Here is a 17,121-nt window from a genome sequence, read left to right on the forward strand (position 1 = left end):
AAGCCATCGTGATTCTTGGTCGGCGAATCCCAATGCCACAATCAGTCATGATGCGGCGCATGCTTGGTGGCACGCTCGTCGTCGGCGGCTCGCTTGGTTTTCTCCCGATTCTCGGTTTCTGGATGCTTCCACTTGGACTTATCGTGCTTTCTCACGATTCTCATCGAGTCCGTCGCTTGCGCCGCAGAAGTGAAATCCACATCTGGCGCAAATGGTTGAAACGAAAGCCGACCAGCGTCTCAAATTGATCAACTGTCTTGTACCCGATGTTGCCACCACTCGGATCAATTGCTCCGTGAAGACGGGCCGTGTGCCAGGAAATTGTACCAAGCCCCCCCTAGTTCTACTTTCGTAATTCGCCCGGAGTGAGCTGTCGATGTTTTCGCAAAGCCGTCGTGAGATGGCTCTGACTGGAAAAATTCAAATTGCGCGCGATCTCGTTTACTGGCATCGATGTTTTTCTGAGGTACCGTTCAGCTTCGTCAAGTCTCAGTTCCATCAGGTATTGGTGAGGCGTCTGTCCAAAACTCTTTCGAAAGCACGTCGAAAAATGGCCTGCGGAAATTCCCAACAACGCAGCCATATCCGGAACCGAAAGAGGCTTGTGAAAGTTTTGGTTGAGATACGCTTATATCTGATGACACGCTGATTGCTAAGTCCGATCTTAATGTCAGTCGAAGCGCGCTCATTCAACAAGACGCGTGCGATCGTGCGCATTAGAACCAACCCTAGAACATTCAGGTAAGCTTCATCCTGCCCGCCTCGCTGGCAAATTTCATCCCAGATCAAATGAGATAGCGGCTTGCAATCTTTGCATGAGAAACTCGTAACGTTCTTGGTGCTGTTGTTTTCCTTGAATAGAGAACTCTGAGAAAAACTATCCTGAAAAAGTTGCTGATCAGGCTGCATGATTATGATTTCGACGGGATCAGACCAGTTAATTGATAAAGTTGTAAAAGCCGGAACAATGAAAACAGTTCCGGCTGGGAAACTAGATTTCTCATCCGTCTCCACAGAAGAATACCATTTTAAATTGCTGGCGTGTTCTCGTAGGATAATGATGATCGTGCCATCTCCGTGGTAACTAGCCAGCCCGTTTTGGGTAGTCGCGCACGACCTCCCTGTCGTGCACCTGCCAAGAATACAGCCACTAAGCTTAAACCATTACAATAACGCAATTTAAACGTGCAATCGGAATCTCGAACGCCGAACGCCGATTATTCTTTTGCAAATGGTTCGCAATAGCACTTGATCGTAAAACAGCGATCGGCTATGCAATTGCAACTGATTGGCAACAAGGATTTGGATATGCTGCGTCATATTTTACGAACAACGACACTCAGTCTCGTGAGCGGGGCTCTTCTCTGGACAAGCGCAAGCGTTGCTTTTGCGGAGAAATTCAAGGCCGTGACGACATTCACTGTTATCGCCGATATTGCGCAGAATGTTGCGGGTGATGCCGCGACGGTTGAGTCAATCACGAAGCCAGGTGCCGAGATCCACAATTATCAGCCAACACCGGGAGACCTGATTAAAGCTCAGGACGCCAAGCTGGTCCTCTGGAATGGCCTTGGTCTGGAACTATGGTTCGAAAAATTCTTTTCGCGTCTCAAGGATGTTCCAAGCGCAGTTGTTTCCGATGGCGTTGAGCCAATCGATATCAGCGAGGGACCTTATAGCGGCAAGCCAAATCCGCATGCCTGGATGTCACCGAATGCCGCATTGATCTATGTCGACAATATTCGGGATGCGTTTGTCAAAAATGATCCGGCGAACGCTAACATCTACAAGGCAAATGCAGAGATTTACAAAGCGAAGATTAAAGCGACGATCGATCCTATCCGGGCTGAGCTGGCAGCTATTCCTGAAGACAAGCGTTGGCTCGTTTCAAGTGAAGGCGCATTCTCCTATCTGGCTCGGGACTTCGGTTTGAAAGAGCTTTATCTCTGGCCAATCAATGCAGACCAACAGGGCACTCCACAGCAGGTGCGAAAAGTGATTGATGCAGTGCGTGAAAATGGCATTACGGCTGTCTTTTCCGAAAGCACGGTTTCTCCTGCCCCAGCCAAGCAGGTCGCTCGTGAGACCGGCGCAAAATATGCCGGTATTCTCTATGTTGATTCACTTTCGGACCCCGATGGTCCCGTGCCGACATATATTGATCTCCTGAAAGTCACCTCCAGCACGATTGCCCAAGGGCTCAAACAATGAATGCACCCATAGACCTTCATGGAGATACCTTCGCCATGCTGGATAAAAGCGCGGTCGACGGTATCAACGTGAAAAATGCAACTGTCACGTATCGAAACGGCCATACGGCTTTACACAATGCAAGTTTTACGACCCCAACCGGAACGATTACAGCGCTTGTCGGCGTCAACGGATCCGGCAAGTCGACCCTGTTCAAAGCGATTATGGGGTTTGTCAAACTAGCCAAGGGCGAAATATCTATTCTCGGAATGCCGGTTGGGGCTGCTCTCAAGAAGAACCTAGTGGCCTACGTCCCGCAAAGTGAGGACGTCGACTGGAACTTTCCGGTTCTCGTCGAAGATGTCGTCATGATGGGGCGCTACGGCCATATGGGCATGATGCGCATCCCGCGCCGCGCCGACAAAGAAGCCGTAGAAAAAGCGCTTGATCGCGTGAATATGCTTGAATTTCGTCATCGACAGATCGGTGAGCTTTCAGGCGGGCAAAAGAAACGGGTATTTCTTGCGCGAGCGCTCGCACAAGACGGGCGCGTCATTCTTCTGGATGAACCCTTCACTGGCGTAGATGTGAAGACCGAAGAAGCAATCGTCACACTTCTTCGCAGTTTGCGAGATGAGGGGCGCGTCATGCTGGTCTCGACCCACAATCTTGGCAGTGTTCCCGAATTCTGCGACCGAACCGTATTACTGAAACGAACAGTTCTCGGTTACGGGCCGACTGCGGAGGTTTTCACACAACAGAACCTCGAAAAGACTTTCGGCGGCGTGCTGCGCCATCTTGTACTCGGCGAGACTAGCGGTGCAGGACGAGGCGCCGTCAGCGTCATAACTGACGATGAGCGCCCGTTTGTTGTTTATGAGAACGAAGACTCCGCGACCCGCAAACGGAGCCAGGAACAATGACCGTATTACTTGAGCCGTTCAGTTATAGCTACATGCTGAATGCGATGTGGGTTTCGGCGCTGGTGGGCGGGGTATGTGCCTTTCTTTCGGCTTATCTCATGCTGAAAGGTTGGTCGCTGATTGGCGACGCTCTATCCCATTCCATCGTCCCTGGCGTTGCGGGTGCTTATATGCTTGGCCTTCCCTTCTCCATCGGCGCATTTTTCTCTGGCGGTCTCGCCGCAGCAGCGATGCTCTTTCTCAACCAACGTACAAAGCTGAAGGAAGATGCTATCATCGGTCTGATCTTCTCGTCATTCTTCGGACTTGGCCTCTTCATGATCTCGTTGAAGCCGACGGCCGTCAGCATTCAGACCATCGTTCTCGGCAATATCCTCGCCATCACACCGGAGGATACTCTACAACTGGCAATCATCGGCTTCGTTTCCCTGTCGCTGCTTCTTTTGAAGTGGAAAGATCTGATGGTAGTGTTCTTCGATGAAAACCATGCGCGTTCGATCGGTCTCAAGCCCAATCTGTTGAAGATCATGTTCTTCACATTGCTGTCGGCATCGACTGTCGCCGCGATGCAGACGGTTGGTGCCTTTCTCGTCATCTGTATGGTGGTAACGCCCGGTGCAACCGCATATCTACTGACAGACCGGTTTTCGCGACTGCTTTGGATTGCTGTTGCTATCGGCTCCGTCACAAGCTTCACAGGAGCCTATGTAAGCTATTTTCTGGACGGTGCGACGGGAGGCATCATCGTCGTTCTCCAGACGCTTGTCTTCCTCAGTGTATTTCTGCTTGCTCCAAAGCATGGGCTGCTGGCCGCACGCCGCAAAGCGGCAATCGCTCTAAGGGAGTTCCAGCAATGACCATTCTGGATATGCTGGCCTCACCGTTTCAGTTCGAGTTCATGCGCTATGCGCTGGCTATTTCCGTGCTCATCGCGATACCAACAGCATTGCTGTCGTGCTTTCTGGTCCTCAAGGGCTGGTCATTGATGGGGGACGCGATCAGCCACGCTGTTCTTCCGGGTGTGGTTGTCGCCTATATTATCGGAATACCCTTCGGTATCGGAGCCTTCGTAGCGGGCGTGGCCTGCGCCCTTGCAACCGGCTACCTCACCGAAAACAGCCGCATCAAGCAGGATACGGTGATGGGCATCGTATTCTCCGGCATGTTCGGTCTTGGCCTGGTTCTTTATGTTGCGATCCGCTCGACAGTGCATCTCGATCATATCCTGTTCGGCGACATGCTCGGAATAACATTGTCCGACCTCATCGAAACGGCCATTATCGCCGCACTGACCGCCGGCATTCTTGTGGTCAAATGGCGCGACTTCCTACTGCACGCTTTCGATCCGGCACAAGCCAGAGCCGTCGGCCTACCGGTCCGCCTGCTGCATTACGGTTTGCTTTGCCTGATTTCACTTACAATTGTCGGCGTTTTGAAGGCCGTAGGCATCATTCTGGCTATCGCCATGTTGATTGCGCCCGGTGCAATTGCGTTTCTGCTCACACGCAAATTCAGCACCATGATGTTGCTCGCCGTAACAATTGCGGTCACCGCATCCTTCTTCGGTGTCTATCTGGCTTTTTTCATCGACAGCGCGCCCGCTCCAACAATCGTTCTGCTGATGACCGCAATGTTTCTCGCCGCGTTCATCTACTCTTCCCGGAGAAATGCCAAGTTCGAAGAACGTGCAGAAGAAGTTTGACTGAACGCTCATAACAAGCTGGGTCCTGTACACTCTCCGTCGGACCTGCTTGCGTGCGACGTGGACAGCTTTGCAAAGCTGTCCACGTCTTCGTCTTTACGTCATACAGCTGTTATAAATTCTCGCTAAACAGCGCCTAGACGACGTTCCAAAATGGAACTGAAGATAGTTTTTTCAGCGCAACTTCACTTTTGCGGCTTGTCGAGGTGGCTTAAAGATGCTTCAATCCAATTTGCACGGCTGTGCAGAAAAAATAAAATCAGCCGGCGATCCTGGGGAGGAGACGCTTATGCCAGCGTTTTTGGAGGTGGCGGACGCGCGCGTTCGTTATGGCAACAATGAAGTTCTCAAAGGCGTAAATCTATCCGTCAAGAAGGGTGAGTTCGTCGCGCTTCTCGGCTCGTCTGGGTGCGGCAAGACAACCCTGCTGCGTGCGATTGCGGGCTTCAACATGCCGTCCAACGGTGCGATCCGCGTAGACGGCAGAGACGTCACCAAATTGCCCCCGGATAAGCGCGGAATGGCCCTTGTCTTCCAGTCGTACGCGCTCTGGCCGCATATGACTGTCGCGCAGAACATGGGTTATGGTCTGCGTATTCGTGGCACGACGAAGGAGACCATCAAGCAGAAGGTTGATGAAGTTGCTCGCCTGCTGGGGCTGGATGCTTTGCTGGAGCGCAAACCTGCCGCCCTTTCCGGCGGACAACGCCAGCGCGTCGCCCTCGGGCGCGCTCTGGCCATTCAGCCTGACATCCTGCTCCTCGATGAGCCGCTCTCCAATCTCGATGCACGCATCAGACTATCGGTTCGCCATGAGATCAGCGCTTTGCAGCGCCGTCTCGGCATTACAGCTGTTCACGTAACGCATGATCGGGAAGAAGCCATGGTCATGGCCGACCGTATCGTCATTCTCAATAATGGCGAAATTGCTCAGGCAGGTGCTCCAGAAGAGGTTTACAACCACCCCGCCTCGGATTTCGTCGCGGCATTTATGGGCGCTGAGAATCTGATCGAAGTACCAATCCAGATCAAAGCCGACCGTATCGAGATCGCAGCAGGCGCCAACAACAAGGCGAGCACGATTTCGGCAGGACGCCGAAATCTGTCCGATGGCATGGCATCGGCTCGTTTCCGCAGCGAAGCAGCCTGTCTCACCAAGCTGGGAGTTGATCGGAACTCCCCGACGTCCGAATTAGCCCTCAACGGCACGGTGGAGCAGACCAGCTATCCCGGTGGCCTCTGGAGACACATGATCCGCGTCGGGGATCGGCACATCATGGTCGACGCTCAGGAAAGCCATCAGCCCGGCGCCAATGTTGAAATCCACATACCTGAACACGCCCTGTTTCTGTTCGACAAATAGTCAGGCGCTCGCCGTCTTTTCGTCAGTGTGCTGATGATGCGTCATTGAGTTAATGGGAGACTAGAGATCAACGAAATACGCAATTCACGTTGGACTTGATCGTGCACAGCTGTGCACGTTGACCTCGACGCCTTTCCCGCACCAAAACGGGGCACCCCGTTTCAAGATCGTTTTCACGGGCATTTTCGTGCCCGTGAATGCCACCATTCCCGATAGACGCCACTGGATGCACTGCATCTGCTTTCAATCAAAAGACCGGAAATCCCGGTTTCATACAGGAGTCCTTTTCATGAGAACTATCCTGAACGCGGCAATGGCAATTGGCCTCACCGTTGCACCCGCCACCGCCGATGAGCTTACCGTCATCACGGCAGGTGACCAGAACATGGTTGACTATATCAATCAGTATCTCGGACCGTTGTTCGAGAAGGAAAATCCCGGAACGACCGTTCGCGTTGTGGGAACAGGTCCCGGCGATGCGGGTTCGCAGAAGGTTCTTGAACGTTTCGAAGCCCAGTTCAAGGCTGGTGTGGAAAAATGGGACACCGACGTCGCCGTCGTCCACGAGAAATTCGTCGGACCGATGGTAACGGCGAAGTTCCTCGAAAATTATCGCGGCAAAATCGACAGCGGTAAGATGGTGACGCGCGATAATGCGAAAATGGCGCTCGGTACGGATGTCGACGGCTACGTCATGCCGATGTTCAACAGCCAGACCGCACTTGCCTACAATCCTGCACTCGTTGCCAATCCACCAAAGAGTTATGACGAGCTCGTCGCATGGGCCAAGGAAAACCCAAAGCAATTCGGCTATAACGGTATCAAGGGTGGCGCATCGGGCGTGAGCTTTGTTATGGGCTGGATCTATGCTTATGGTGGCGACGCAGACAAGCTGATGAAGGGTCCATTCGAAGAGGGCGAAGCGAAGAACTGGGACAAGGCGTTTGCCTCGCTAAAGGACTTTACTAAGAACGCCACCCTCACCCCAGGCAATGCAGGCACTCTCGACATGTTGAGCCGTGGCGAAATCGCGATGGGACCAGTCTGGGTCGACATGTTCTATTCGTGGAAGGCGAATGGACAGCTTCCCCCGGAAATGAAACTTGTCCTACCGGCTCCCGGCATGCCCGGTCAGCCGATGCATTATGTGATCCCGGAAAAAAGCGCGCATAAGGAACTGGCCGAAAAATTCGTGGCATTGGCGACGAGCCCGAAAGTACAGGCCGAAGGTATCGTGAAGCGCTTCAACTGGTATCCGGGCATCGATGCCGACCATGTCAAGGCAGAGCTGGACGGTGACACCTGGAACAAGCTCTTCACCGACATTTCGCCGGACGAGCTTGCTAAATACGGCAAACCCTTCCCAATCGCACCTTATAACAGCGCGATTCTGGAAGCTTATGAGCGTCAGGTCGGCAATTAAGTCCAACAATCCTGCCTTCTATCGGAGCGCTTTGGCAAACTTGGTTCCATTCGGAGCGCTCCGAAATTGACGCCGGATTACGCAATCAAAGCACTACGAGTGTTTCCGGCGCGCATCCTACTTCATGAGGTTTCGAATGTCGCATCGACTGACGGGGATTCTTCTTGTCGCGCCGGCACTGGCGATCGTCCTATTGCTGTTCATCGTACCGCTTTTTGGAGCGATCACCGGAGCTTTCAATGTTTCCGGGGAATGGGGAACCGGCAATTTCACCAAAGCATTCGAACTTTATTCCAGCGACATCATCTTCACCTTTGTCATCGTTACACTGTCGTCCCTGCTGATTGCGTTATTCTCTATCGCCATCGGCGGTTACCTGACGCTTGGCTCGAACCCGCGCGCTGTCACTGTCCTGCGCTGGCTCTATCGCTGGCCGCTTTTCATCCCCTTCATTGTCGTTGGCCAGATACTCCGCACCTTCCTTGCCAAGAACGGGTTGATGAACAGCCTGCTCATCGAAACAGGGATTCTTACCCCCTTGCAGGCAATGAGCTTTCTCGACTGGCGTGGCATCGTCATTGCATTCGTCTGGAAACAGACGCCATTTGTCACGTTGTTGCTGGCAGGTGCAATGGCATCCATCGATCGCAGCACGATTGAATCCGCTCGCAATCTTGGTGCCGGGCGGCTGCGCATTCTCATCGAGATTGTTCTGCCGCAAGTCCGCCAAACGCTGCTCGTTGGGTTGATACTGAGCTTTGTCACCATGATGTCCGTCTTGTCCGTGCCTTTGATGATCAACGCCCAATCACCAACGATGATCACGGCAAACATGGCATTCCGTATCAATGCTTATGGGGATTACGGCGTCGCAAATGCATTGGGTACAATCTCGCTCCTCATGACCAGCCTCGTCGCCTGGGTTTACCTGCGCCAGACCATGAAGGAACACGGTCAATGAGCAACATCATCGACTGGCGCTGGATACCGCGTGGCATATTGCTTGGTCTGCTCGCCTTCGCGATTTTCGGGCCACTCGCCAACCTGCTTCTGTGGGCTGTAGCTGAGCGTTGGTATTTCCCACACACACTGCCGCTTCAGTATGGTTTCTCTTTCTGGGCGAATGTGTTTTCGCCTCGCGGCAATGCACTCTCGTCACTTGGCACAAGCGTTCTTATTGCAGGCCTGACAGTGATCGTTTCACTTGGCCTCGCCATTCCCGCCGGTTATGCTCTGGCACGCCTGAAACTGCCGTTTCGTGGGCTGATCCTGCTGACGCTGCTGATCCCGCAGGCTTTTCCGAACCTGCCCGTTTACGTAAACATCGCGCAGATGTTCTACTCGTTCGGCTTGAATGGCACGATCACAGGTGTCGTTCTGGTGCATGTCACTCATGGTCTGGTCTATGCCGTATGGATCGCCACGGCAGCGTTTTCGGCAATTGATCGGGAGCTTGAAGAAGCGGCGCGCTCAATGGGCGCTTCCGCCTTCAAGACATTCTTCGACATCACCCTGCCAATAGCCGCACCGGGTTTGCTTGCAAGCGCGATCTTTGTCTTTCTTGAATCGCTCGATGAGTTCACCGGCACTTATTTCGTTGGCGCCCCTGATATTTCCACCCTGCCCTTGCTGCTTTATACAGCGAGTTCCGGCGGCAATTATCAAATCGCGTCGATCAGCGCATTGATATTGCTGGTGCCATCAATTGCCTTCATGTTCGTGGTCGAGCGCTTCCTCAGGGCCGATGTCCTTTCAAAAGTAGGGCGATAAAATGCCAGATAAAGAAATGCAGCGAGAACAAGACGGCGCGGATAACCAGCCACGGTTCATCAGCGCGCATGAAGTCGCGCTCGAGGCAGGCGTGTCACGCTCCGCTGTGTCCCGAACCTTTACGCCTGGCGCCAGTGTTTCGCCCTCAACACGCGAGAAAGTGCTCAAAGCTGCCGAAAAACTTGGATATCAGGTCAATGACCTTGCGCGCGGTCTTCTTGCCAATCGCAGTCGTATCGTCGGAATGATTGCGGCAGACCCGGATAGTCCTTTTCGCTCCCGCCAGATTGCAGCGCTTTCCCGTCGACTTGCAGCACGTGGCAGTGTGCCGGTGTTGATCCCGACCGGCCAGCATGGAGAAAACCTCTCTGCGGCCCACGAAACGCTGTTGCGCTATCGTGCCGAAGCGACGGTAGTTCTTTCCGGCATGCCCTCGTCGTCATTTGTCGATCTTGCCCAACGAAACGGCCAGACCCTGATCCTCGTCGGGCGAACCGAAGAGGGAGCCGATCATATTCACATCAACAATCGACTAGCCGCCGAAACGGCTGTCGAAATTTTCGCGGCACGAGGCATGAAAAAGCTTGGCCTCATAACGTCGAATGTCGGTAGTCTCAATCTGATTGAACGTGAGGAAGCTTTCATCGCCAAAGGCAAAAGCCTCGGATTGAGCGTCAGTATACAGCGCGGTGACCTGACCGACTATGACGGCGGTTACGGCGCAGCCTCCTTACTCCTCGGCGAGCGAGAGCGCGTCGAAGGCGTGTTTTGCGTCAACGACCTTATGGCTTTCGGCCTGATGGACTGCGCGCGCGATGTCTTCAATCTCTCTATTCCTGACGATATTTCGGTTATCGGCTTCGATAATGTCACGGAAGCACGCTGGGGGGCCTACCGGCTGACAACATTCGATCAGAATGCCGAACGCCTCTCTGCCGAAATCATCCGTCTGCTTAACGAGAGACAGGCCGCACCAAATGCGCTGCCTCAGACAGTTGTGCTCGAACTACCGCTCATATTGCGGAACAGCGTCAGGCCACTTAAAAACGAACGCGGCGTTCGAGGGATGCCAAATCAATGACTTTCCACTCCATCTGGTTGCGCCCTGCACGCGACAACCTCAAATTTCTTGAATCCATCATTGCAGAACTGGCAAATCACTTTGTTTCGCCCGTATTTGAACCACACGCGACACTTATAGCCGATATGAAACGCTCGGCAGATGAACTGCTGCCGCTGGTGCTCAGCCTTGCGGTCGGTCGCAAACCTCTGGATGTTCTCATTGAGAACGTGACCGGAACCGAGGCTTATTTCCGCTCTTTCTACGCCACGCTGCAGAAAACACCTGCACTCATGGCACTGAAACAGGATTCACTGGGTATATCTGGAGAGAACGACATCTCGACTTTCCTTCCACATGTTTCGCTTGCCTATGGCGTTGCTGATCGAGCTTCGCGCGAAACAGAGATGACTCGCCTAGCAAGATCACTTGCTGGTCGCAATCTACGCTTCGACCGAATGGTGATCGTCAGTTCTTCAAGCGAGACACCAATCGATCAATGGATCGTCAAACACGAAATTTATCTTGCCGGATAGAAAAAGCCTGCCAGTCGGCAGGCTCTCTATACGTCCTCTCGGCTCTAAAGCGGACGCGGATACTGCCTGTAAACTTTTTCGATATCAGTCAGGACATCTTCCGACAGTTTGACTTGATGGGCCGCGATATCGGTCTTCAACTGATCTACAGTCGTTGCGCCTATGATGGCCGAGGTCATAAACGGGCGTGTCAGTGTAAAGGCAATTGCCATCTGGGCGATGTCGAGACCGTGCTTCTTCGCAACATCGATATAGGCGCGAATTGCGGGCTCTGAGTGAACATTGTTCCGCCAGATGCCGCCTTCGGAAATGACCGCGCGCGAACCGGCGGGCAACCTGCCGCCCAGATATTTCCCGGTCAGAACGCCAGCTGCAAGCGTCGAATAAGCAAGCAGTCCAACGTCTTCGCAGAGCGCCAGCTCTGCCATGTCAAAATCGAACTGGCGCTGCAGAAGACTGTATTCGTTCTGGATTGAGGCGATGCGTGGCAGACTGTGCTGCTCCGCCAACCGAAGCCACTGCATCGTTCCCCAGGCTGTCTCATTGGAAAGACCGATATGCCTGATCTTTCCGTCGCGAACCATGTCTCCGAGCCCGAGCAGAACATCACGCATCTGTTGAGTTTCTGCCGCACAATCCGTGTTGGACGGATCGAAGCTCCAGCTCTGGCCGAAATGGTAGTGTGCACGCATCGGCCAATGGACCTGATAGAGGTCAATATAGTCCGTCTGAAGCCGTTTCAGACTGTTCTCCACCGCCTCGCGAACACTGGTTCGGCTTGGCCTAGCGCCGTCTCGAATCCACTTCTGCCTACCACCACCGGCGATCTTGCTCGCCAGTACGATCTTGTCACGTTTTCTAGATTTCTTGAGCCAGCTTCCGATGTAAGACTCTGTCTTGCCATAGCTTTCCGAACTCATCGGTATGGCATATCCCTCGGCAGTATCAATAAAGTTGATACCGGCATCGAGAGCAATGTCGAGCTGCTCATGAGCATCTGACTCTGTATTCTGTACGCCCCAGGTCATGGTGCCGAGGCAAATTTCAGTGACAGTGAGGCCGGTACGGCCCAAAGGCTTCATTTTCACGAGAATTTTCCGGATCGATTGTTCGCGCCTGCGCGATATGAGAATGGGACCAATTGATAACCCCGCTCTACCGTAACTGACAAGCCTGTCACGAAAGTTTTAGATGAAACTATAGAAACCGTTCAGCCGAATAGGGTTTCGGATCGACAAACGGCTCTTCTCCCACGAGCATCTCAGCGAGCAAGCGTCCTGTCGCAGGCCCAAGCGTCAAACCGTGATGGGCATGGCCGAAATTGAACCATAGTCCCTTATGTTTTGGCGCTGCCCCAATCACCGGGCGCATATCCGGCAGGCAGGGGCGCAATCCAAGCCATGGCGTCGTTTCGATGGGGTCTCCCAACTGAGGCACAAGCTTGCGCGCGATTTTCTCGTCCTTCCTGAGTTGTATATGGTTGGCAGGCGCATCCGGTGAAGCAAACTCTATGCCTGTCGACAGCCGCACACCTTGTACCATTGGGGCAAGAACATAGCCCGCTTCTTCATCCACCACTGTATGACCAAGCCGCGAGCCATCCTTCATGGTGAAATGAAGATGATGACCACGCTTGATGCCAAGCGGGACCGGATAGCCGAACTTTCGGAAGATGAGGCCGGATTGCGGACCAAGTGCGGCCACAACATCGCGCGCACGGACGATACCCACCTCCGTCGTCACCTGCCAGCCACTCTCATTCTGTGCCAGGCTTGCAGCATCTCCGTGAACGGAGACGCCACCATTCCTGCGGAACAGATCAGCATAGGCTTTAACCAGCCCACCCGGGTTCACAACAGTCTTGGGGTCAAGCCAGTGAATGCCACCAACCACATCGCCAAGCGACGGTTCACGCTGGCGCAAGGCTGCCGCATCCAGAATATCATAAGACAGTTTGAAGCGTTGCAAATCGGGCAAACGGCGCACTGCTGCGTCGAATGCAGAAGATGACCGGAACACCTCGATCCATCCTTGCGACCGGATCAACCGTTCACTGCCCGATTGGGCCACCAAAGTATCATGCTCGCGAACACTCGCTTCAATCAAGGGCAACATAGCATTCGTGGCAATCTTCAACCGCTCTGGCGACGATTCCCGCCAATATTGAAACAGCCAGCGAGCCATCTTCGGTATGTAAAACGGGTTGTAGCGAACGTCTGAGCGACGGTTCATCCCGTAACGCACAAGCGTCCAGAAGCCTTGCGGAAAGGAATAGGGAATAACGCTTGACCGCTCGATCAGACCGGCATTGCCGAAACTGGTGCCATTTCCGGGCTCACCTTTGTCAACCAGGCAGACAGAACGGCCCCGCGCCTGCAGATGTAGTGCCGTGGACACGCCAACAATACCGGCGCCCAGAACGATGACATCTTGTTGCTGAATCGGCATTTCCGGCATCCACCAAACCAAACAAATAAACGCGCCGATTGCAGCCGGCGCGTTGTTGCTTACAGCAAAGAGCTGTATCTTTTACAAGCAATCAGTAGATGTCGAAGTCGAAATATTTCTTCACGATCGTGGCATAGGTTCCATCGTCGCGAATTTTCTTGATTGCCGCATTGAACTGTTCGCGTAGAGCGTCATCGCCCTGACGGAGTGCAATTCCGGTATCGGTCTGCGTGCCAGGAATATCGCCGATAAGCTTGCAACAATCCGCACCGTCGCCCTTGATCCAGTCAGAGATCGGGAATTTGTCGGAAACAACCGCATCAAGCCGTCCATTCTTCAGGTCAGCATTGGCTTCGTCGGCAGTCGGGTAAAGCTTAACATCAGCGCCAGCCTTGCCGTAGACATCCTCCGCATAATTGCCCTGCGTCGTCGATCCCTGAGCGCCAACCGACTTTCCCTTGAATGCTTCGGCATCCAGCGATGTGATCGGGCTATCCTTCGACACGGCAACGGAAAGTGGTGTGGAGTAATATTTGTCCGTGAACGCAACTTCCTTCTTGCGCTCTTCCGTGATGCTCATCGATGCAATGACCGCATCGAACTTGTTCGACTTCAGGCCAGGAATCATCCCGTCCCAGTCGTTAGCAACAATCGTGCACTTGGCATCCATCGCCTTGCACAGGGCATTGGCTATTTCGACATCAAGTCCCTGAAGCGAACCGTCCGCCGCCACGAAATTGAAAGGTGGATACGCACCTTCGGTGGCGATGCGGATTTCTTTCCATTCTTTGGCCTGCGCCGGCAAGGCAGCGATTACAGATGCTACGCCCGCAAATAGGATGGCTTTCAACATAACTATTCCCCTTACTGCTTTGTTATCGTTGTAATTGGCAGGGCACCCCCCGCGAATGGTAGCGCCTCATTTCATGCGCTTGCCATGACTGAAGCACCGGACGCTTTCCACTGCAAGCAGGTTTTGAAGACGCCCGGAGTCTAATTTGTCACATCAATAGATGTCGAAATCGAAATACTTCTTGCGGATCGTTTCGTAGGTGCCGTCGTCACGGATTTTCTTGATTGCGGCGTTGAACTGTTCACGCAGGTCATCGTCACCCTTGCGCAGGGCAACGGCGATCTTCGTTTCAGAACCCGGAATGTCACCGAGGAACTTGCAGCAGTTTGCGCCCTGCTTTTTCAGCCAATCTGCAGCGAGGAACTTGTCGGCAGCGATCGCGTCCAGACGACCGCTTTCGAGATCAGCATTGGCTTCGTCAGCCGTCGGGTAAAGCTTCACATCCGCGCCTGCCTTGCCGTAGACATCATCAGCATAGTTGCCCTGCGTGGTGCCAGCCTGTGCGCCAACCGTCTTTCCATCGAATGCCGACGGATCGAGCGAAGTCATATCTGTATCCTTCGGCACGACAACCGCAAGCGGCGTCGTGTAATAGCGCTCGGTGAAGGCAACCTGCTTTTCGCGCTCCTCGGTGATGGCCATCGAAGCGATGACAGCGTCGAACTTGTTGGCCTGCAGGCCCGGGATCATGCCGTCCCAATCATTGGCGACAATCGTGCACTTGGCTTCCATCGCTTTGCAAAGCGCATTTGCGATATCAAGATCGAAACCTTCAAGCTTGCCATCTGGAGACATGTAGTTGAACGGCGGATATGCACCTTCGCTGGCGATGCGGATTTCTTTCCATTCCTTTGCCTGAACAGGCAAAGCGAGGAAGACGGAGGCCAGACCGGCCAGCAAAACTGATTTCAACATGACTTTCCTACTTCTTTAGAAGCGCACCCGAAAACTTTAAAACGGTTCTCAGTCAAGATGCGCCGGCAGACACACATAAGGCGGAGTAGCACATCCATCCGCCAGTCTGGATTGGGCAATGCGCTTAAACCCGATCCGATTCAATTGCGACTTTGATAGGACAGATTGACTGAATACCAAAACGCAAAAAGGGTCTGCTGCGTACCAGCGCAACAGACCCCGCATTCATGCGGCAGAAGCTATCAGGCAACCATACGTGCGCAATGATCTTCTTGTGCATATGCCTTGCCAAAGCGGTTCGAGAGGAATGCTTCGAGCGTAATGTCTTCCTGGCGGATAAAGCCCTGCTGTGGAAGATCACCCTTGGCCAGCATGTCGAGCACAGCGCAGATCGCCGAAGCCGTGGTGATCTGGATGCCCGAGCGAATGATCTTGCCAACCGGAGCGGCATAAACCTTGTTTGCGTAGGTTTCCTGAACCAGACGGCCGTTCTTGGTGCCGGAAACGGTCACAAAAATCACCACGACGTCCTGAAGAGTCGTCGGCAGGGCATTTTCGAAGATGTCCTTGAGCACTTCACGGCGATGGCGCAAACCGAGATCGTTGAGGAGCGCCTTCATCAGCGCAACGTGACCCGGGTAGCGGATGGTGCGATAGTTGAGCGTGCGCACCTTGCCTTCGAGCGTTTCGCAAAGCGTGCCGAGACCACCGGAGGTGTTGAAGGCTTCGTAGGTAACGCCGTCGAGCGAGAATTCTTCGCGTTCTTCGAGAGCAGGGACTTCGCTCAGCTCGCCATTCACGATGGCTTCGCACGGCTCGATATATTCGTTGATGACGCCGTCGGTGCTCCAGGTCAGATTGTAGTTCAGAGCATTCGAAGGGTATTGCGGCAGAGCGCCAACGCGCATACGAACGCTGTCGAGCTTGTCGAAACGCTTCGCCAGATCATAGGCAACGATGGAGATGAAGCCAGGAGCAAGGCCACATTGCGGAATGAAAGCGGTCTTGGCTTCCTTTGCCAGCTCCTTGACGCGGCGTGTGCTGGCAACATCTTCGGTCAGGTCGAGATAATGAACACCTGCCTTAGCAGCAGCTTCGGCGATACGGGTCGTCAGATGGAATGGAGCGGCGCTGAGTACAGCGAACTTTCCGGTCAGAGCAGTTTCAAGAGCCTTGGCATCTTCAATATCAAGTGCCTGCGTCTTGACTTCTGCGCCCGATTCCAGTGCATCGAGCTGCGCCTGAGAGCGGTCGACAACGGTAACGGCATACTCGCCTGTGGAAGCGAGAAGATCGGCAATGGTGGCACCGATTTTGCCTGCGCCGACAACTACGATCTCTTTCATATAACTTTCCCCTTGGAATGCAATTCGGATATGCAAGAATCGCATAGTTCCATGCAAAAAGAAGCATACAAACTGACGATATGACGTTGTTTGTTTGCACATATTGACGTATTTAATATGCATTATGACGACAGAAGCCGATCTTACCCTCATCGCCCTCCTCCGTGAAAATGCCCGCGCCTCGACAGCTGACCTCGCACGGCGCCTCGGAGTGTCCCGAACTACTGTCCAAAGCCGCATCGAAAAGCTTGAGAAACGCGGAGTTATCGAGGGCTACACGGTACGAATCGCACCGGAATTCGAGCGTGATCTGGTTCGCGCTCATGTGCTGGTGACCGCACTACCCAAGCTCGCGCCGAAAGTCGAAACAGTTCTGCGCGGCATGATGGCCGTTCGTTCGCTCCATTCCGTCAGCGGGCATTTCGATATGATCGTCGTTGTGGAAGCTCCTTCTATACAGGAACTCGACGCCGTTCTGGATCGTATAGGCGCGCTGGAAGGCGTTGAGCGCACGATGTCATCCATCATCCTTTCGACGCGGATCGATCGCTGAGGCACAAAGATTAGTACGGCAGCAAACGAGATCCCTCGC

17 protein-coding genes and 1 pseudogene are annotated in these 17,121 nt (G+C 53.6%); 12 read left to right on the forward strand and 6 right to left on the reverse strand.

The window, feature by feature from the left end:
• The first annotated feature begins 32 nt into the window (after nt 1–32).
• The gene (locus AAE521_RS01105) at nt 33–248 is read left to right on the forward strand and encodes a hypothetical protein (protein ID WP_371264639.1); all 216 of its coding nucleotides are present in this window, start codon (nt 33–35) and stop codon (nt 246–248) included.
• Nucleotides 249–343: 95 nt separating this feature from the next.
• On the opposite strand, the pseudogene AAE521_RS26710 reads toward AAE521_RS01105, so the two are convergent.
• Nucleotides 344–1,143 (reverse strand): annotated as a pseudogene (locus tag AAE521_RS26710) (helix-turn-helix transcriptional regulator).
• A gap of 165 nt (nt 1,144–1,308) precedes the next feature.
• Here AAE521_RS26710 and AAE521_RS01115 point away from each other — a divergent pair.
• From AAE521_RS01115 to AAE521_RS01160, 10 genes are all read left to right on the forward strand, one after another.
• On the forward strand, nt 1,309–2,211 hold the full coding sequence (locus AAE521_RS01115; RefSeq protein ID WP_342060284.1) for a metal ABC transporter substrate-binding protein: 903 nt from the start codon (nt 1,309–1,311) through the stop codon (nt 2,209–2,211).
• Between the two features lie 35 nt (nt 2,212–2,246).
• Nucleotides 2,247–3,113, forward strand: a complete 867-nt coding sequence (locus AAE521_RS01120; RefSeq protein WP_071632256.1) for a manganese/iron ABC transporter ATP-binding protein — start codon at nt 2,247–2,249, stop codon at nt 3,111–3,113.
• Nucleotides 3,110–3,970 carry a metal ABC transporter permease gene (locus tag AAE521_RS01125; RefSeq protein WP_010658887.1) on the forward strand — a complete coding sequence of 287 codons (861 nt, stop codon included), beginning with the start codon at nt 3,110–3,112 and terminating at the stop codon, nt 3,968–3,970. Before AAE521_RS01120 ends, AAE521_RS01125 begins: the two co-directional genes overlap by 4 nt.
• Nucleotides 3,967–4,815, forward strand: coding sequence for a metal ABC transporter permease (locus tag AAE521_RS01130; RefSeq protein ID WP_342060285.1), 849 nt, complete (start codon nt 3,967–3,969; stop codon nt 4,813–4,815). Before AAE521_RS01125 ends, AAE521_RS01130 begins: the two co-directional genes overlap by 4 nt.
• A gap of 289 nt (nt 4,816–5,104) precedes the next feature.
• A complete protein-coding gene (locus AAE521_RS01135) occupies nt 5,105–6,178 on the forward strand; it encodes an ABC transporter ATP-binding protein (RefSeq protein ID WP_071632240.1) in 1,074 nt (357 codons plus the stop codon).
• Between the two features lie 289 nt (nt 6,179–6,467).
• Nucleotides 6,468–7,601 (forward strand): ABC transporter substrate-binding protein, encoded by a 1,134-nt coding sequence (locus tag AAE521_RS01140; RefSeq protein WP_342060286.1) that lies wholly within the window; start codon nt 6,468–6,470, stop codon nt 7,599–7,601.
• A gap of 136 nt (nt 7,602–7,737) precedes the next feature.
• The gene (locus tag AAE521_RS01145; protein ID WP_071632238.1) at nt 7,738–8,562 is read left to right on the forward strand and encodes an ABC transporter permease; all 825 of its coding nucleotides are present in this window, start codon (nt 7,738–7,740) and stop codon (nt 8,560–8,562) included.
• A complete protein-coding gene (locus AAE521_RS01150; protein WP_342060287.1) occupies nt 8,559–9,371 on the forward strand; it encodes an ABC transporter permease in 813 nt (270 codons plus the stop codon). The genes AAE521_RS01145 and AAE521_RS01150 overlap by 4 nt, the downstream gene beginning before the upstream one ends.
• 1 nt (nt 9,372) lies before the next feature.
• A complete protein-coding gene (locus AAE521_RS01155; RefSeq protein WP_342060288.1) occupies nt 9,373–10,452 on the forward strand; it encodes a LacI family DNA-binding transcriptional regulator in 1,080 nt (359 codons plus the stop codon).
• On the forward strand, nt 10,449–10,967 hold the full coding sequence (locus AAE521_RS01160; RefSeq protein WP_071632235.1) for a haloacid dehalogenase: 519 nt from the start codon (nt 10,449–10,451) through the stop codon (nt 10,965–10,967). Before AAE521_RS01155 ends, AAE521_RS01160 begins: the two co-directional genes overlap by 4 nt.
• 44 nt (nt 10,968–11,011) lie before the next feature.
• Here AAE521_RS01160 and AAE521_RS01165 read toward each other — a convergent pair whose 3' ends face one another.
• The 5 genes from AAE521_RS01165 to AAE521_RS01185 form a co-directional block, all read right to left on the reverse strand.
• A complete protein-coding gene (locus AAE521_RS01165; RefSeq protein ID WP_071632234.1) occupies nt 11,012–12,049 on the reverse strand; it encodes an aldo/keto reductase in 1,038 nt (345 codons plus the stop codon).
• Nucleotides 12,050–12,164: 115 nt separating this feature from the next.
• On the reverse strand, nt 12,165–13,415 hold the full coding sequence (locus AAE521_RS01170) for an NAD(P)/FAD-dependent oxidoreductase (RefSeq protein ID WP_342060289.1): 1,251 nt from the start codon (nt 13,413–13,415) through the stop codon (nt 12,165–12,167).
• 91 nt (nt 13,416–13,506) lie between these two features.
• Nucleotides 13,507–14,268: an ABC transporter substrate-binding protein gene (locus AAE521_RS01175; RefSeq protein ID WP_342060290.1), complete on the reverse strand. Its 762-nt coding sequence runs from the start codon at nt 14,266–14,268 to the stop codon at nt 13,507–13,509.
• 153 nt (nt 14,269–14,421) lie between these two features.
• The gene (locus AAE521_RS01180) at nt 14,422–15,183 is read right to left on the reverse strand and encodes an ABC transporter substrate-binding protein (RefSeq protein ID WP_010658898.1); all 762 of its coding nucleotides are present in this window, start codon (nt 15,181–15,183) and stop codon (nt 14,422–14,424) included.
• 242 nt (nt 15,184–15,425) lie between these two features.
• Nucleotides 15,426–16,529, reverse strand: a complete 1,104-nt coding sequence (locus AAE521_RS01185) for a saccharopine dehydrogenase family protein (RefSeq protein WP_010658899.1) — start codon at nt 16,527–16,529, stop codon at nt 15,426–15,428.
• Between the two features lie 124 nt (nt 16,530–16,653).
• Between AAE521_RS01185 and AAE521_RS01190 the strand changes: the two genes are divergently transcribed.
• A complete protein-coding gene (locus AAE521_RS01190) occupies nt 16,654–17,082 on the forward strand; it encodes an Lrp/AsnC family transcriptional regulator (RefSeq protein ID WP_029375973.1) in 429 nt (142 codons plus the stop codon).
• Nucleotides 17,083–17,121: the final 39 nt, after the last annotated feature.

Origin of the sequence: Brucella cytisi (assembly GCF_038433355.1) — a bacterium.
GTDB lineage: Bacteria > Pseudomonadota > Alphaproteobacteria > Rhizobiales > Rhizobiaceae > Brucella > Brucella cytisi.

Coding starts and splice junctions, on each gene's coding strand:
- AAE521_RS01140 (WP_342060286.1), top strand. CDS start 6,468: ATGAGAACTATCCTGAACGCGGCAATGGCAATTGGCCTCACCGTTGCA.
- AAE521_RS01120 (WP_071632256.1), top strand. CDS start 2,247: ATGCTGGATAAAAGCGCGGTCGACGGTATCAACGTGAAAAATGCAACT.
- AAE521_RS01175 (WP_342060290.1), bottom strand. CDS start 14,268: ATGTTGAAAGCCATCCTATTTGCGGGCGTAGCATCTGTAATCGCTGCC.
- AAE521_RS01180 (WP_010658898.1), bottom strand. CDS start 15,183: ATGTTGAAATCAGTTTTGCTGGCCGGTCTGGCCTCCGTCTTCCTCGCT.
- AAE521_RS01170 (WP_342060289.1), bottom strand. CDS start 13,415: ATGCCGATTCAGCAACAAGATGTCATCGTTCTGGGCGCCGGTATTGTT.
- AAE521_RS01105 (WP_371264639.1), top strand. CDS start 33: ATGCCACAATCAGTCATGATGCGGCGCATGCTTGGTGGCACGCTCGTC.
- AAE521_RS01115 (WP_342060284.1), top strand. CDS start 1,309: ATGCTGCGTCATATTTTACGAACAACGACACTCAGTCTCGTGAGCGGG.
- AAE521_RS01145 (WP_071632238.1), top strand. CDS start 7,738: ATGTCGCATCGACTGACGGGGATTCTTCTTGTCGCGCCGGCACTGGCG.
- AAE521_RS01125 (WP_010658887.1), top strand. CDS start 3,110: ATGACCGTATTACTTGAGCCGTTCAGTTATAGCTACATGCTGAATGCG.
- AAE521_RS01155 (WP_342060288.1), top strand. CDS start 9,373: ATGCCAGATAAAGAAATGCAGCGAGAACAAGACGGCGCGGATAACCAG.
- AAE521_RS01185 (WP_010658899.1), bottom strand. CDS start 16,529: ATGAAAGAGATCGTAGTTGTCGGCGCAGGCAAAATCGGTGCCACCATT.
- AAE521_RS01130 (WP_342060285.1), top strand. CDS start 3,967: ATGACCATTCTGGATATGCTGGCCTCACCGTTTCAGTTCGAGTTCATG.
- AAE521_RS01160 (WP_071632235.1), top strand. CDS start 10,449: ATGACTTTCCACTCCATCTGGTTGCGCCCTGCACGCGACAACCTCAAA.
- AAE521_RS01165 (WP_071632234.1), bottom strand. CDS start 12,049: ATGAAGCCTTTGGGCCGTACCGGCCTCACTGTCACTGAAATTTGCCTC.
- AAE521_RS01150 (WP_342060287.1), top strand. CDS start 8,559: ATGAGCAACATCATCGACTGGCGCTGGATACCGCGTGGCATATTGCTT.
- AAE521_RS01190 (WP_029375973.1), top strand. CDS start 16,654: ATGACGACAGAAGCCGATCTTACCCTCATCGCCCTCCTCCGTGAAAAT.
- AAE521_RS01135 (WP_071632240.1), top strand. CDS start 5,105: ATGCCAGCGTTTTTGGAGGTGGCGGACGCGCGCGTTCGTTATGGCAAC.